This window comes from Nonomuraea sp. NPDC003560 (genome assembly GCF_042878785.1).
In the GTDB taxonomy this organism is placed as follows: domain Bacteria; phylum Actinomycetota; class Actinomycetes; order Streptosporangiales; family Streptosporangiaceae; genus Nonomuraea.
On the sequence record NZ_JBIAOF010000006.1, the window covers coordinates 555,392 to 568,928 of the forward strand.

General features: G+C 70.8%; 16 protein-coding genes and 1 tRNA gene. 7 read left to right on the forward strand and 10 right to left on the reverse strand.

Annotated features, from left to right (window positions below):
* Nucleotide 1: 1 nt before the first annotated feature.
* Nucleotides 2–88: transfer RNA gene (locus ACFYUV_RS26355), tRNA-Ser, on the reverse strand.
* 36 nt (nucleotides 89–124) lie between these two features.
* Here ACFYUV_RS26355 and ACFYUV_RS26360 point away from each other — a divergent pair.
* Nucleotides 125–460: an STAS domain-containing protein gene (locus tag ACFYUV_RS26360; protein WP_387672082.1), complete on the forward strand. Its 336-nt coding sequence runs from the start codon at nucleotides 125–127 to the stop codon at nucleotides 458–460.
* 44 nt (nucleotides 461–504) lie between these two features.
* Here the strand turns inward: ACFYUV_RS26360 and ACFYUV_RS26365 are convergent, their stop codons facing one another.
* The 6 genes from ACFYUV_RS26365 to ACFYUV_RS26390 are packed head-to-tail and all read right to left on the reverse strand — an operon-like array spanning nucleotide 505 to nucleotide 5,076.
* Nucleotides 505–1,350, reverse strand: a complete 846-nt coding sequence (locus ACFYUV_RS26365) for an NUDIX domain-containing protein (RefSeq protein WP_387672085.1) — start codon at nucleotides 1,348–1,350, stop codon at nucleotides 505–507.
* A gap of 11 nt (nucleotides 1,351–1,361) precedes the next feature.
* Nucleotides 1,362–2,093, reverse strand: coding sequence for a M15 family metallopeptidase (locus tag ACFYUV_RS26370; RefSeq protein ID WP_387672088.1), 732 nt, complete (start codon nucleotides 2,091–2,093; stop codon nucleotides 1,362–1,364).
* A 29-nt stretch (nucleotides 2,094–2,122) separates the two neighbouring features.
* Nucleotides 2,123–2,608, reverse strand: coding sequence for a universal stress protein (locus ACFYUV_RS26375; RefSeq protein WP_387672091.1), 486 nt, complete (start codon nucleotides 2,606–2,608; stop codon nucleotides 2,123–2,125).
* Between the two features lie 13 nt (nucleotides 2,609–2,621).
* Nucleotides 2,622–2,858 (reverse strand): hypothetical protein, encoded by a 237-nt coding sequence (locus tag ACFYUV_RS26380; RefSeq protein ID WP_387672093.1) that lies wholly within the window; start codon nucleotides 2,856–2,858, stop codon nucleotides 2,622–2,624.
* Nucleotides 2,855–3,280: a hypothetical protein gene (locus ACFYUV_RS26385; RefSeq protein WP_387672096.1), complete on the reverse strand. Its 426-nt coding sequence runs from the start codon at nucleotides 3,278–3,280 to the stop codon at nucleotides 2,855–2,857. Before ACFYUV_RS26385 ends, ACFYUV_RS26380 begins: the two co-directional genes overlap by 4 nt.
* On the reverse strand, nucleotides 3,277–5,076 hold the full coding sequence (locus ACFYUV_RS26390) for an MDR family MFS transporter (protein ID WP_387672099.1): 1,800 nt from the start codon (nucleotides 5,074–5,076) through the stop codon (nucleotides 3,277–3,279). The genes ACFYUV_RS26385 and ACFYUV_RS26390 overlap by 4 nt, the downstream gene beginning before the upstream one ends.
* 99 nt (nucleotides 5,077–5,175) lie before the next feature.
* Here ACFYUV_RS26390 and ACFYUV_RS26395 point away from each other — a divergent pair, with 99 nt between their 5' ends.
* The 3 genes from ACFYUV_RS26395 (at nucleotide 5,176) to ACFYUV_RS26405 (ending at nucleotide 8,352) form a co-directional block, all read left to right on the forward strand.
* Nucleotides 5,176–5,736 (forward strand): TetR family transcriptional regulator, encoded by a 561-nt coding sequence (locus tag ACFYUV_RS26395; protein WP_387672102.1) that lies wholly within the window; start codon nucleotides 5,176–5,178, stop codon nucleotides 5,734–5,736.
* 144 nt (nucleotides 5,737–5,880) lie between these two features.
* The gene (locus tag ACFYUV_RS26400; RefSeq protein ID WP_387672105.1) at nucleotides 5,881–7,227 is read left to right on the forward strand and encodes a glycoside hydrolase family 6 protein; all 1,347 of its coding nucleotides are present in this window, start codon (nucleotides 5,881–5,883) and stop codon (nucleotides 7,225–7,227) included.
* A gap of 129 nt (nucleotides 7,228–7,356) precedes the next feature.
* Nucleotides 7,357–8,352, forward strand: a complete 996-nt coding sequence (locus ACFYUV_RS26405) for an LLM class flavin-dependent oxidoreductase (RefSeq protein WP_387672108.1) — start codon at nucleotides 7,357–7,359, stop codon at nucleotides 8,350–8,352.
* Here ACFYUV_RS26405 and ACFYUV_RS26410 read toward each other — a convergent pair.
* The gene (locus ACFYUV_RS26410) at nucleotides 8,349–8,807 is read right to left on the reverse strand and encodes a hypothetical protein (RefSeq protein WP_387672111.1); all 459 of its coding nucleotides are present in this window, start codon (nucleotides 8,805–8,807) and stop codon (nucleotides 8,349–8,351) included. The two genes, ACFYUV_RS26405 and ACFYUV_RS26410, sit on opposite strands and share 4 nt — an antisense overlap.
* Nucleotides 8,791–9,498, reverse strand: coding sequence for a PAS domain S-box protein (locus tag ACFYUV_RS26415; RefSeq protein ID WP_387672213.1), 708 nt, complete (start codon nucleotides 9,496–9,498; stop codon nucleotides 8,791–8,793). The genes ACFYUV_RS26410 and ACFYUV_RS26415 overlap by 17 nt, the downstream gene beginning before the upstream one ends.
* Nucleotides 9,499–9,736: 238 nt before the next feature.
* Between ACFYUV_RS26415 and ACFYUV_RS26420 the strand changes: the two genes are divergently transcribed.
* Nucleotides 9,737–10,927 (forward strand): serine hydrolase domain-containing protein, encoded by a 1,191-nt coding sequence (locus ACFYUV_RS26420; RefSeq protein ID WP_387672114.1) that lies wholly within the window; start codon nucleotides 9,737–9,739, stop codon nucleotides 10,925–10,927.
* Nucleotides 10,928–10,981: 54 nt separating this feature from the next.
* Here ACFYUV_RS26420 and ACFYUV_RS26425 read toward each other — a convergent pair whose 3' ends face one another.
* Nucleotides 10,982–11,344 (reverse strand): shikimate kinase, encoded by a 363-nt coding sequence (locus ACFYUV_RS26425; protein ID WP_387672116.1) that lies wholly within the window; start codon nucleotides 11,342–11,344, stop codon nucleotides 10,982–10,984.
* 74 nt (nucleotides 11,345–11,418) lie between these two features.
* Between ACFYUV_RS26425 and ACFYUV_RS26430 the strand changes: the two genes are divergently transcribed.
* Both ACFYUV_RS26430 and ACFYUV_RS26435 read left to right on the forward strand, forming a co-directional pair.
* The gene (locus tag ACFYUV_RS26430; protein ID WP_387672119.1) at nucleotides 11,419–12,444 is read left to right on the forward strand and encodes an ATP-binding cassette domain-containing protein; all 1,026 of its coding nucleotides are present in this window, start codon (nucleotides 11,419–11,421) and stop codon (nucleotides 12,442–12,444) included.
* Nucleotides 12,441–13,277, forward strand: a complete 837-nt coding sequence (locus ACFYUV_RS26435; protein WP_358290929.1) for an ABC transporter permease — start codon at nucleotides 12,441–12,443, stop codon at nucleotides 13,275–13,277. Before ACFYUV_RS26430 ends, ACFYUV_RS26435 begins: the two co-directional genes overlap by 4 nt.
* The last annotated feature ends 260 nt before the right edge of the window (nucleotides 13,278–13,537 follow it).

Genomic DNA, 13,537 nt, shown 5'->3' on the forward strand with positions numbered 1-13,537 from the left:
GCGGAGGGTGTGGGATTCGAACCCACGAGGCCATCGCTGACCTGGCCGCTTTCAAGGCGGCTGCACTCGTCCACTATGCGAACCCTCCTGTGCGGACACCACGATAGCGGCTGTGGTGGCAGGGGTGTACGTTCAGGAGGTGGCGGATCTCGGCGTCGAGGTGGAGCGTGGTCCCGGCGACACGACGGTGCGCCTGGCCGGAGACCTCGACAAGGTCACTGCGCCCCTGCTGAGGCAGCGGCTGGCCGGGCTGACCGCCGAAGGGCTCGTGCACCTCGCGATCGACGCCCACCACCTCGACTTCTGCGACTCCAGCGGCCTGTGGACGCTGGTGGAGCACCAGCGCGCGGTCGCCGGGCACGGCGGCTCGTTACGCCTGTTCGGCGTGCACGGCGTGCTGCGACGGGTGCTCGACGTGACCGGGCTGACGGCCGCCTTCGACGAGGTGCTCCCTGTTTAGACGTGCCGCCCGTGAGGTGCTTCCTGTTTGGCAGTGCCGCCCGTTCAGCGGTCCAGTTGTGACAGGAGCCAGCGGGGGCCCTCGGTCTCGGCGCCCAGTTCGGCGACCCGTTCCCGGAGTCCGCGGTCGGCCGTGACGACGAGCACCCGCTCCCACGGCTTGGCCCGTGCCACGACGTCGACGATCGCGTCGTCGCCGCTGCCCGTCGCCGCGACGACCTGCAGCCCGGGGATCTCGGGGGTGCTCCTGGCCGCGCCCTCCACCACCGCGACCACCCGCGGGAACCACTGCGACAACACCGGGTGGAACAGCCTGAGCTCCGCCACGTCGGTGAGCAGGCGGGTGGCCGCGCCCAGCCGGTCGTTCCACCAGCCGCGCTCGGCCCGCGCGCCGATGATGTTGGCGACGTCGAGCACGATCGTCTCGGGACGGATGGCGGCCTGGACGCGGTCCCAGGTCGCGGCGAAGCCGGGATGCAGCTTGCGGCCGGCCACCTCGGGCAGCGGCAGCCAGCGCAGGTCGGTGCTCTCGCTGTTGGCGGGCTTGGCCGGCACCAGCTCGGCGGACTCGGCGATCACCGTCTCGAAGCTCCAGCCGCCGTGGTCGTCGAGGTAGACGCCCTGGACGCGGAACCCGTCGCCGCCGAGGGCGGCCTCCTCGCGGGCCTCGCGCAGCGCGCTGGTGACGGCGTCCTCGTGGCTGTCGCGGGCGCCGCCGAGCAGCCCCCAGGTGCCGCCGTGGTGGCTCCACAAGGAGCGTTCCTGCATGAGCACGTGGGGCACGCCGAGCGGGTCATGGTGGACGAGCAGCAGGCCCGACGCTCCGTGAATGCCCCAATGTCTGTGTCCGAGCCCGCATTCGGCCCAGCCGTCGCCGTCCTTAGCCGCCATGAGGGATTGTCTCAGCCTCCGCCCTTACTGAAATGCTGCAGGTCCTTGGCGCCCGTCCAGTAGCCGCCCCACTCCCATCCGACGTCGGCGAAGGCCCTTACGACCTTGTCTCCAGGGTTTACCACACCTTTACCCTTCATTGGGCGCTCGGTGTACCTCTTGGCATTTTGGTGCGCTGTGCCACCGCTTGCAGTGACATATGGGTTCTCGCGTGGATTGATGTCAATCGCTTGGCCGTACGCGTGGTTCGACCAATTGCTGGAGCCGGTCGCGCGACGGCAGTTGAATGCCGAGGTGTTGTCGGCCTCGATGGAGGCGAAGTCGTCGCCTTTGTAGACGTCGACGAGCTTCATCTGCCGGATGGGCCAGCGCCAGTCGTACAGCTTGCGGAAGACGGTCTCGATGTCGTCGGTGACCGTCTTGCGGACGACGAGCTCGCCGGTGTGCGGCTTGTCGTCGAAGCCCCAGAACGACATGGTGACCAGCCGCAGGTCCTGGTAGGACACCGGGCAACCGGGCCGCCACGAGTACGGCAGCCGCTCGCGCGACACCTTCGTGACCTTCGAGGTGAACGGCGGCGGAGCCGTCGGGCTCGGCTCGCTGGTGGGCGAGGTCGTGGGCGACGTCGTCCCGGACGCGGGCGCGGAGGGCGTGGGCGTGGCGCCGGACGAGGCGACAGGCTCCTGCCCTGCGCACGAAACGGACGTGAGCACCACGAACGCGATGGCGGCGGTACGTTTCATCTGGCCACCATATGCGACGTCATGCCAGGTCAGGGGACTATCAGCACGGTACGGCGAGCCCGTTTCGCCAGGCCGACGGCCACCGAGCCGCCCAGGGCGTGCCAGGAGGAACGCGACCTGCCGACCACGATGGCGTCGGCCCGGTAGGAGCCGGCAAGCGCCTCCAGCTCGCGGGCGGTGTCCCCGCGGACGCTGACGAACTGCCAGGGCACGCCGGCGCCCTTCAGCTCGTCCCGGAGGTCGTCGGTGAGGTCGGCCGCGCTGTCCGGGATGACCGGGGAGCCGGCGAAGAACCACAACGTGGTGCTGTTGATCGGCTCCACGAAGACGACGAGCAGCGCGGCGGCGTCCCGCCGGGCCAGGCCGGCCGCGTACGCGAGCGCGTTGCGGCTGGGGTCCGACCCGTCGAAGCCGACGACCAGCAGCCCGGCGCCGTCCTTGCCGATCTCGAACTGCCCCGCCGGGAGCCGGCCTTCCAGCGGCTCCCAGCCGGGGTCTGTGCTACCGCCGAACACGGCAGGACTCGCGTCAGGCGTCCGCGTGCTTGCCGCGGCGGGCCAGCTCGCGCAGTGAGTCGGCGGCGTAGATCACCAGGGCGACGAACGAGACCGCGGCGAGTCCGCCGCCGACCCACAGGTCGTTGACGGTCGCGTCCGTGTACCCGGCGCCCCGGGGCTGGTAGCCGACCGCGAACGGCGCGGCGACCAGCCACAGCCCGGTCAGGAACAGCAGGACGAGGGCGGCAATGCCCAGCTTGGCCTTCATCGGGACTCCTCCAGACCCACCAGGGTGGTCCTGCCGTTCTGACGGTGCTCACCGCCGCGGCTCGGGTTGTGCATGTCCTCGCGCAGCGCCTCCACGAGCGGGGCGAGCAGGCTCGCCAGCTCGGCCGAGGACGCCTGCGGCGCGGCGGGCACGGGCTCGGGCTCCGGCTCCGGCTGCACGCGCTGCTTGACGCTCACCAGCCCGCGGACCACGAGCTCTTCGTAGATGGCCAGGACGAAGCCGACGACGCCCACGAGACCGAAGACGGTCACGCCCAGGCCCGAGAAGAACTCGGTCGTGGTGGGGTCGGTCCAGTCGGCGTTCTCGGGCTGCGTGCCGAGGGCGAAGGGGGCGATCATCAGCCACAGGCCGGCCATGACCGCCAGGGCGGCCGCTACGGCGCCCACGAACTTGCGAATCATTGTGAGACTCCTCCGGATACGAGGTCTTGCTGCGCCGGCGTGGCCTGCGCGATGAGGGCGCGCGAGGTGGGCCGGAGCACGTTCTGTGCGACCGCCCAGGCGCGTTCGCGCTCGGGGCGGCCGTCGGGCGGCGCCATCCTGGCGACCGCGGAGAGCAGCGCGGACGGCTGGCCGTTCGAGCGCTCGACGCGCTGGGCGATGAGCTCCAGGAGCAGCCCGGCCAGGACGAGGTCGTCCTTGCCGAGGGGCTTGGGGCCGGCCGGCATCGTGGTGCCGCGCAGTGGCAGCTCCTTCAGGAACAGCGCCGCGACGAACCCGAGCAGGGCGATCGGCACGCCGACCATGAACACCGTCTCCAGGGCCCGGGTGAAGGACTCCAGGATGATGCCCTTGATCGGCTCGGGCAGGTGCTGGATGGCGGCGGGGCTGCCCAGCTTCTGCCCGGTGCTGGGCAGATGGAGGCGGGCCTGGGCCACCAGGTCGGCGAATTCGCTCGCCTGCCGGTTGGTCAGGATCGCGCCGAAGCCCGCGACGCCCATCGCGCCGCCGAGCGAGCGGAAGAACGAGACGCCGGCCGTGGTCGAGGCCATGTCACGCAGCTCGGAGCCGTTCTGGGCGGCCAGGATGAGCATCTGCATGGACAGGCCGAGGCCGATACCCAGGACGCCCACGTCGAAGCCGATGAGCCATTCGCTGGAGTCGACGTGCAGCCGGGAGAGCAGGAACAGGCCGACGGCCACGATCACCAGACCGGCGACCGGGAAGATCTTCCACTTGCCGGTGTTCGTGACGATCTTGCCGGAGATCACGCCCGCCAGGAACAGCGCCACCACCATGGGCAGCGTCATCAGACCCGACTTCGTCGGGCTCAGGCCCTTGACGATCTGCAGGTACTGCGGCAGGTAGATCATCGCGCCGAACATGGCCATGCCGACGAACAGCGAGGCCGCGCTGGTGAGCACGAACGTGCGGTTCCTGAACAGCCGCGGGGGCAGGATCGGGTTGCGGGCCGTACGCTCGGCCAGCACCGCCAGGGCCAGCATGAGCAGGGCGAACGCGGCCAGGAAGTAGGTCCAGAACGAGTTCCACTCGAACTCGTTGCCGCCCAGCGTCAGCAGCAGCATCAGCGAGGCCGCGCTGGCCGTGATGGTGGTCGCGCCCCAGATGTCGATCGAGGTGTTCCGCTTGACCTTGGGCAGCCGCAGCACCTTCTGCACCACCGCGAACGCGACGATGGCGAACGGCACCACGACGTAGAAGCACCAGCGCCAGCCGAGCCAGTCGGTGTCCACGATGAACCCGCCGAGCAGCGGCCCGGCGACGGTGGAGATCCCGAAGACGGCCCCCATGTAACCGGAGTACCGGCCGCGCTCGCGCGGCGAGACGATGTCTCCCAGGATCACCTGCGCAAGTGCCGACAAACCACCCACGCCCAGGCCCTGCACGGCACGTGCCGCGATGAGCTGTCCCATGTTCTGCGACAGGCCGGCCACCAGTGAAGCCGCCACGAACAGACCGAGAGCGGTCTGGAAGAGCAGTTTCCGTCCGAACAGGTCGGACAGCTTGCCCCACAACGGCGTCGAGACCGTCATCGTCAGCATGGTGGCGCTGGCCACCCATGAGTACTGGTCCTGACCGCCGAGTTCCCCCACGATCGTCGGCAACGCGGTGCCCACCACGGAAGTGGAGATCATCGACGTCAGCATGGCGAGCATGAGCCCGGACATGACTTCGAGGATCTCGCGGTGGGTGTACTGCCTTCGGGCGGGGGGCGCGGCCTGTGCCTGGGCTACCAAGACACCACATCCCCTTCGTACGCACTTATCCAATGTTGAGTATACGCATGTTTACTAGCCGCGCGGCAAGTGACTTTATTCCTGAGTAGAGTTCGGAACATGGACGCCCCGACGACGGACGCCCGGCCCCGCGGACGCGAGGCCACCCGGCAGCGCATCCTTGACGCGGCCCGCGTGCTGTTCGGCGAGCACGGATACGAGCAGGTCACCGTCCGCATGATCGCTGCGGCCGCGGAGGCCAACATCGCCCTGGTCGGCCGCTATTTCGGCTCCAAGGCCGGGCTCTTCGGCGCGGTGCTCGAAGGCGAGCCCACGTTCGTCGCCCTGCTGGCCGGCGATCACGGGAGCCTGCCGCGACGCCTGGCCGAATACGCCGCCGAGCGCATGCACCACGACCCCGAGAGCCCGGTGCTGCGCACCCTCGAACGTTCGGCCGCCCATCCGGAGATCCAGGACGTCGTGCGCGAGCGCCTGCGCACGTCCATCCTCGATCCGCTGGCCGCGCAGCTCGACGGGCCCGACGTCCAGGCGCGGGCCAGGATGGCGACGGCGGTCTTCCTGGGCATCGGCGCGATGCGCCGCCGGCTGGGCCCGGAGCAGCCCACGGCGGCCGATGTCGACCGGTTGACCGCGGTGTTCGAGGCGTGCCTGGCGGAGTGAAACTTTCATCGCGCTGACCGGCCGTGGCCTGGGGAAAGCCGGTCGGCAGCGGTCGGATGTCTTTCTGTGGCCGGGCGGGCTCCCTACGATCCGGAGAGAGCCGTGGGAGCGCTCCCACTCCCACTCTACGGACGGAGTAACCTCATGTCTCGCAGAAGGCCCGTGCTCGCGGCGCTCGTCGCCGCCACCGCCGTGGCCGCGGCGGGGGCGGTCGTCCTCGCCTCGTCCACCGCCCAGGCCGCCGACTCCGCTTTCTACCTCGATCCCCAGACGAACGCCGCCAAATGGGTCGCCGCCAACCCGGGCGACAGCCGTACGCCGGTGATCAGGGACCGGATCGCCGCCGTGCCGCAGGGCCGGTGGTTCGCCAGCTACAACCCCGCGACCGTGCGCGGCCAGGTGGACTCCTACGTGGGGGCCGCCGCCGCGGCGGGCAAGATCCCGATCGTCGTCGTGTACGACATGCCCAACCGCGACTGCGGCGGCGCGAGCGCGGGCGGGGCGCCCGACCACGCGTCCTACCGGGCGTGGATCGACCAGATCGCGGCTGGTCTGGGCGGGCGGGCGGCGACCGTCGTCCTCGAACCGGACGCGCTGGCCATCATGACGAACTGCATGAACGCCGCGCAGCAGGCCGAGGTGAAGGCGTCCATGGCGTACGCGGGCAAGAAGTTCAAGGCGACGTCGTCGCAGGTCAAGGTGTACTTCGACATCGGCCATGACGCCTGGTTGTCGCCGTCGGAGGCCGCGTCCAGGCTCAACGGCGCCGACGTCGGGGGCAGCGCCGACGGCATCGCGCTCAACACCTCCAACTACCGCGCGACGCCGGGACTGGTGTCGTACGCCAAGAGCGTCATCGCGGCGACCGGCGTGTCCAGGCTGAAGGCGGTCATCGACACCAGCCGCAACGGCAACGGCCCGGCGGGCAGCGAGTGGTGCGACCCCGCCGGCCGGGCCACGGGCATCTGGAGCACCACGAACACGGGTGACGCGGCGATCGACGCCTACCTGTGGGTCAAGCCGCCGGGCGAGGCCGACGGCTGCATCGCGGGGGCCGGGCAGTTCGTGCCGCAGCGGGCGTACGACCTGGCCATGGCCGCGCCCTCGCCCACCGCGAGCCCGACCGTGACGCCCACGGTGACCCCGACCGTGACCCCGACGGTCACGCCCACCGTCACCCCCACCACCGGCCCGGCCGGCTGCTCGGCCGCCTACAAGGTGACCAGCCAGTGGCAGGGCGGCTTCCAGGGCGAGGTCACCGTGAAGAACACCGGCTCGGCGCCGACCACCGGCTGGAAGGTTCAGTGGACGTTCCCCGGCGGCCAGACGATCAGCCAGCTCTGGAACGGCACCCTGTCCGGCAACGCCACCGTGACGAACCTGAGCTGGAACGGAGCCCTGGCCGGCGGCGCGACGACCACGTTCGGCTTCCTCGCCAACGGCGACGCCGCGACCAGCACCCCGCCCGCCCTCACCTGCACCGCGTCCTGACGCCTCCCGGGCGCCCCCGCGCGGGGGCGCCCGGGGAACAAGCCCGGGAAGCAGCCCGGGAAATAAGCGGAGAGCCATTACGGTTGCACTGCCCGATGGCCACCGTCCAGGCGAAAGGGCTCGTTCCCCATGACTGTTCCACTCTCCATCCTTGATCTGGCGCACATCGGCGACGGAGAGACGGCGAGCGAGAGTCTGGCCGCGAGCGTGGGTCTGGCCCAGCGGGCCGAAGAACTGGGATACCACCGCATCTGGTACGCCGAGCACCACAACATGCCGAGCATCGCCTCCTCGGCCACCAGCGTGCTCATCGCCCACGTAGCCGCTCACACCAGGACGATCCGCCTCGGAGCGGGCGGCATCATGCTGCCCAACCACTCCCCGCTGACCATCGCCGAGCAGTTCGGCACCCTGGAGACCCTCCACCCCGGACGCATCGACCTCGGCCTCGGCCGCGCCCCCGGCAGCGACCAGCCCACCATGCGCGCCCTGAGGCGCACCCCGGGCGCCGCCGACACCTTCCCCCAGGACGTCCTCGAACTCCAGGGATTCCTGACCGGCGAGTCCCGCATCCCCGGCGTGGACGCCACGCCCGGCAAGGGCACGAACGTGCCGCTGTACATCCTCGGCTCGTCGTTGTTCGGCGCCCAGCTCGCCGCCGCGCTCGGGCTGCCGTACGCGTTCGCCTCGCACTTCGCGCCCGACGCGCTGGAGGAGGCCGTGGCGCTCTACCGGCGCGAGTTCAAGCCGTCCGAGCAGCTCGCCGAGCCGTACGTGATCGCCGGGGTGAACGTGATCGCCGCCGACACCCGCGAGGAGGCGCAGGAGCAGCTGCTGACGGCCAAGCGGTACCGGGTGAGCCGGTTCCTCGGGCGCGGGCGCACGTTCACGCCGGAGGAGGCCGACATGGTGCTCGAATCGCCGGGCGGGCAGCAGATCCTGCGGATGATGCAGTACTCGGCCGTCGGCACGCCCGGCGAGGTCGAGGACTATCTCACCCGCTTCGCCGCGCACGCGCAGGCCGACGAGCTGATCGTGGTCTCCTCGGCGCCCGACAGGAAGGCGTGGCTGCGCTCCATCGAGCTACTGGCCGCCGCCCACGGCCTGGCCCGCGACGCCTCCTAGTCGGCCGAGTGCTGCGGCCGCAGCAGATGCGGCCCGGTCAGGTCGGACGGCGGCGCCGGTGACAACCCCGCGTCCACGAGCTGGGAGCGCAACGCGAGGACCGTGCGTTCCAGGGCCCGGATCTGGGCCTGCAAGCGGCGGATCTGGTCGCGCATCGCCACCGAGCTGCTCTGCTCGTTGACCAGCTCCGCGCCGAGCTGGCTGGCCTGGCCCTGCATCCGGGTCATCTGCTTCTCCATCTGCGCCAGGGCGTCCTCGTAGATCGTCTTGGCGCGGATGAAGGCCTCGGCGTCGACCTTCGAGCGTTCGACCTCGGCCTGGTGCTCGACCTGGAGCAACGCGCTCTGCTGGGACTTCTTGCTGGCGTCCGTCGCCGAGCGGAAGGCGAGGTAGGCCACGCCGAGCGGCACGATGCCGACGCCGAGCTGGACCAGGATGTCACTCAGAGCGGACATGGCGGCCCCCCAATGGACGAATCACCCCTGTGTAGGTGACGCCGTCGTCGCTGTGCCAGGCGTTGACCGTCAGCGCGATCGGGAACTCGCTGCCGTCGCGGTGGAGGCCGACCAGCGGGATGATCCGGCCGGCCAGGTCGGAGTGGCCGTCGGAGAGCACCCTGGCGAGCCCGTCGGTGTGCGGGTCGCGGAAGCGCGGCGGCATCAGGATCGTCAGCGACCTGCCGACCGCCTCGTCGGTGTCCCAGCCGAACAGGGCCTCGGCCTGCGGGTTCCACGACTGGATCGTGCCCGAGGCGTCGGCCACGATGACGGCCGTCGAGGACGCCGCGCGGCCGCCCGGCAGGCGGCCCAGCACGACCGCCTCGGGCCAGGTGGCGATCAGCGCGATCCAGCCGCCGAAGGCCAGCCAGACCGCCCCGCCGACCCAGCCCCGCGGGTTGTCGCCGGTGAAGGTCGAGATCAGATAGATCAGCCCGTACGTGAGGAGCAGCGCGGTCGCGGCGGCGAAGGCCACCCGGTCCGACCGCATGAACGCCTGCGCCAGGCAGAGCATGCCGAGCGCGCACCAGACCGCCGCCCAGGCGGGCAACGGCGCGACGACGGCCAGCGAGGCGTAGCCGGGCGTGCCGCGCTGGTTGCCCGGCACGAACGCCAGCGAGGCCGCGATGGCCAGGCTCAGCAGGCCCACGAACGTCAAGGAGGCGCCCCGCCTGCCGACGCGGCGGAGGACGCGGGTGAGGGTACGGCGAAGCGGCGGCGTACCGACAACGTGTCCATTACTCACAGTCGTCAGATTAATGCATTTAGTTATCGTCCGATGAGATTACCGTGCTGATTCGCCCGGCGTGGCGGCCGTACGGGAAACACCGGGGAAACGCCGTGACCGGTTGCATGCCTTTCCTGGACCTGTCCGAGAAGAGGTGCGCATGAGTGGAGCCGGATTCGCGAGGCCGTCGCGGCGGACGACGTTGGGCCTGCTCGGGGCGGTGCCCCTGGCGGCCGGTGGCGGGCCGACGCCTGCCGAGGGCGGGGTGGCCGCCTATGACCGTCATCTCCGTTCGCTGGCCGAGCAGGACAAGTTCTCCGGGACGGCGCTGCTGGCCCGTCGCGGGCGTCCGGTGCTGGCCCGTTCGTACGGGATGGCGGACAAGGAACGGTCGATCCGCAATCGGACCGACACCGTGTACTGCCTGGCGTCGGCGTCCAAGCCGTTCACCGGGCTGGCGGTCGTGCAGCTCGCCCAGCAGGGCAGGCTCAGGTTCTACGAGAAGCTGGGCACGTACCTGGACGGCTTCCCCGACGAGGTCGCCAGGCACGTCACCGTGCACCAGCTGCTCACCCACAGCTCCGGGCTGCCGGACTTCACCGTCCAGGACCCGGACGACGTCAAGCTGGTCACCCACAGCGTCGAGGAGCAGACCCGGTTCGTCAGGACGCGGACCCGCCTGCTCAAGCCCGTCTACACCCCCGGCACCGACAAGACCTACAGCAGCTCCGGCTACGAGATCCTCGGCGAGCTCGTCGCCACGCTCTCCGGGCTGCCCTTCCACGAGTACGTGCGGCGCAACATCTTCGTCCCCGCCGGGATGACCCGCTCCGCCTACTACACCCGGACGGACTGGCTCAACGATGCACGCATCGCCCATCCGTACATCTACCAGTCGGACGGCTCGCGGGTGGACGGCGTCCGCCACCTGGAGGCGGGGGCCGTGCTGAACGGCGGGCCGGGCACCAACGCCGCCCGCGCCTTCATCGGCTCCGGCGGCGGCAGCGGCTTCTCCACCGCCCCCGACCTGGTGCGCTTCGCGCTCGCGCTGCAACGCGACAAGCTGCTGAACCACGCCTACACCCAGCTCTACCTGAGCCCCAAGGTCTCCGGCCCGCCCCTCGCCGGCCCCGGCCCCGCGCCCGCGGCGGAGGCGTTCCAGGCGTACGGGCCGGTCGCCGGGATCACAGGCGACCAGCGGCACGTCAGCCACGGGGGCGGCATCGCGGGCGGCAACACGAACTGGTCGATCTACCTCGACAGCGACTGGGTCGGGGTCATCCTGTGCAACTACGACCTCGACATCCAGGACGTCATCCGCCAGGAGAGAAACGCCGTCCTGGGCGCCTGACCGCCTCGGGTTCCGGGCCGGGAACTCGACCGTCTACCGCTTCGGCTCCGAGCGCTAGCCGGTCCCGCACGCGGTCAGGAGGCGGGTGAGGGCCTGGTCGGGGGTGTCCGCGTCGGTGTACAGGACGGTCGTGGCCCCGGCCCCGAGGGCGATGATCGCGTCCGGGTGGTCGGCCACCGCGCGTTCCACGGCATGGGCGCGGGCCGGCTCCCACTCCCGTTCGGCCGCGACCCGGCCGACGGCCCGGATCCGGGAGCGCAGCCGGTCCATGTCCCAGCCTGCCTCGGCGTAGTAGTCGGCGCCGATCGCGTCGATGTCGACGAAGCGCCGGCCCGTCGCCGCGGCCATGCCCTCGCCCAGGGTGCTCTTGCCCGCCGCGGCGGGACCGATGAGGATCATCCACGGCGATTCACGCATCCGTACATTCTCCTCGGCAACCGGTGAAACCTTGTCGAGGGCGCCATGAAACCGGCGTCCCCGACACTGGAGCCATGAGCATCACAGAACTCGGGCACACCGGGGTCGGCCCGCCCCCCAGAGCGGCCACCGAGGCGGCCGTACGCGCCGAAGGGCTGGTGAAGACGTTCGGCGCACACCGGGCCGTGGACGGGATCGACCTGGACGTACGCACCGGCGAGATCTTCGGCGTCCTCGGCCCCAACGGCGCGGGCAAGACCACCACCCTCCGCATGCTGGCCACCCTCCTGAAGATCGACGCCGGCCGCGCCGAGATCTTCGGGGTGGACGTGGCCGCCAACCCGCACGTGATCCGCCAGCTCGTCGGCGTCACGGGCCAGTACGCCTCGGTCGACGAGAACCTGACCGCCCGCGAGAACCTCTGGCTGTTCAGCCGCCTCCAGGGCATCGCCAAGCCGCGCGCCCGGCGCATCGCCACCGAGCTGCTGGGCCAGTTCGGCCTGGAGGACGCGGCCGACAAGCCGATCTCGCAGTTCTCCGGCGGCATGCGCAGGCGCCTGGACCTGGCGGTCAGCCTGATCACCAGACCGCCGCTGATCTTCCTGGACGAGCCCACCACCGGCCTCGACCCCCGCACCCGCGGCCAGATGTGGGACGCCATCCGCGACCTGGTCTCCGACGGCTGCACCGTGCTGCTGACCACCCAATACCTGGACGAGGCCGACCAGCTCGCCGACCGCATCGCCGTCATCGACCACGGCCGCAAGGTCGCCGAGGGCACGCCCGACCAGCTGAAGAGCGCGGTCGGCAACTCGACCCTGCAGTTGCTGCTCGCCGAGCCGGACGAGGTGCCCGCCGCCGTGGAGGTCGTGCGGCGCGTGCTCGGCTCCGACCCGGTGCTCAGCCCGGAGCTGGGCCGCCTCAACGTCGCGCTCGACCAGGCCGACCTGGCCGCCGAGGTGCTGATCGCCCTGCGCACCGCCGGGGTGTCGATCTCGTCGGTGAGCGTGGCCAAGCCCAGCCTGGACGAGGTGTTCCTCGTCCTGACCGGCCACGGGACGGACGACGACGCCGCGACCGGCACGGAGGAGAACCGATGAGCACCATGATCGCCCCCACCCGCGAGACGGTAAGGGCCGCCGACCGCGTGGAGGCCGCGCGGCGGCGCGTGACCCTGGCGGAGACCGTCAGCCAGACCCTGTCGATGGCCTGGCGGGCGCTGAAGAAGATGCGTCGCAATCCGGAGCAGTTCTTCGACGTGGCGCTGCAACCCCTGCTGTTCACCGCGATGTTCGCCTTCATCTTCGGCGGCGCCATCGCCGGCGACGTGCAGAGCTACCTCCCGCTGATGATCCCCGGCATCCTCGCCCAGACGGTGCTGACGACGTGCATGGCGACGGGCACGCAGCTGCGCGAGGACATGGAGAAGGGCGTCTTCGACCGGTTCAAGTCGTTGCCGATCGCCCGGATCGCGCCGCTCGCCGGCCCGATGGTGGCCGACCTGCTGCGTTACACGATCGCGGCCACGCTGACCTTCGGCATGGGCATGGTGATGGGCTACCGGCCGGGCGGCGGGGTGGGCGGCGTGCTGGCCGCGATCCTGCTGGCGATCTTCACGGGCTGGTCGCTGGCGTGGATCTTCACCTGGGTCGGCACGATCGCCCGCAGCGCCCAGGCCGTGCAGGGCATCTCGATGATGATCCTGTTCCCGCTGACGTTCCTGTCCAACGCGTTCGTCCCCGTGGAGACCCTGCCGGGGTGGCTGGCCGCGTTCGTCCGGGTCAATCCGGTCTCACACCTGGTCACGGCCACCCGGGACCTCGCCAACAACGCCCTCGTCAGCGGCGAGGTGGCCTGGACCCTGCTGGCGTGCGCGGTCGTCATGGCGATCTTCGCGCCCCTGTCGGTGCGCAGCTACAAGCGGCACATGTGAGCGCCGCCGGTCATGGCCGAAGACCTGATCGACGTGCCGCCGGGCCTCGTCGAGCAGGTCAGGGCCGCGCCGGTGGCCGTACTCGGCCCGGACGGCCGCGAGCGTGCCCGGCGCGGCCCGTTCCGCGTGCGGCTCGATCAGCGCGAAGTGCATGCTCGGCATCGTGCTGTTGTACGAGAACCGTTCGGCCAGCACCAGCAGCCTGATCGCGTCGCGCGCCGCCACGGCCTGCCGCAGCAGCCCCCACGTCCCGAGCGCGA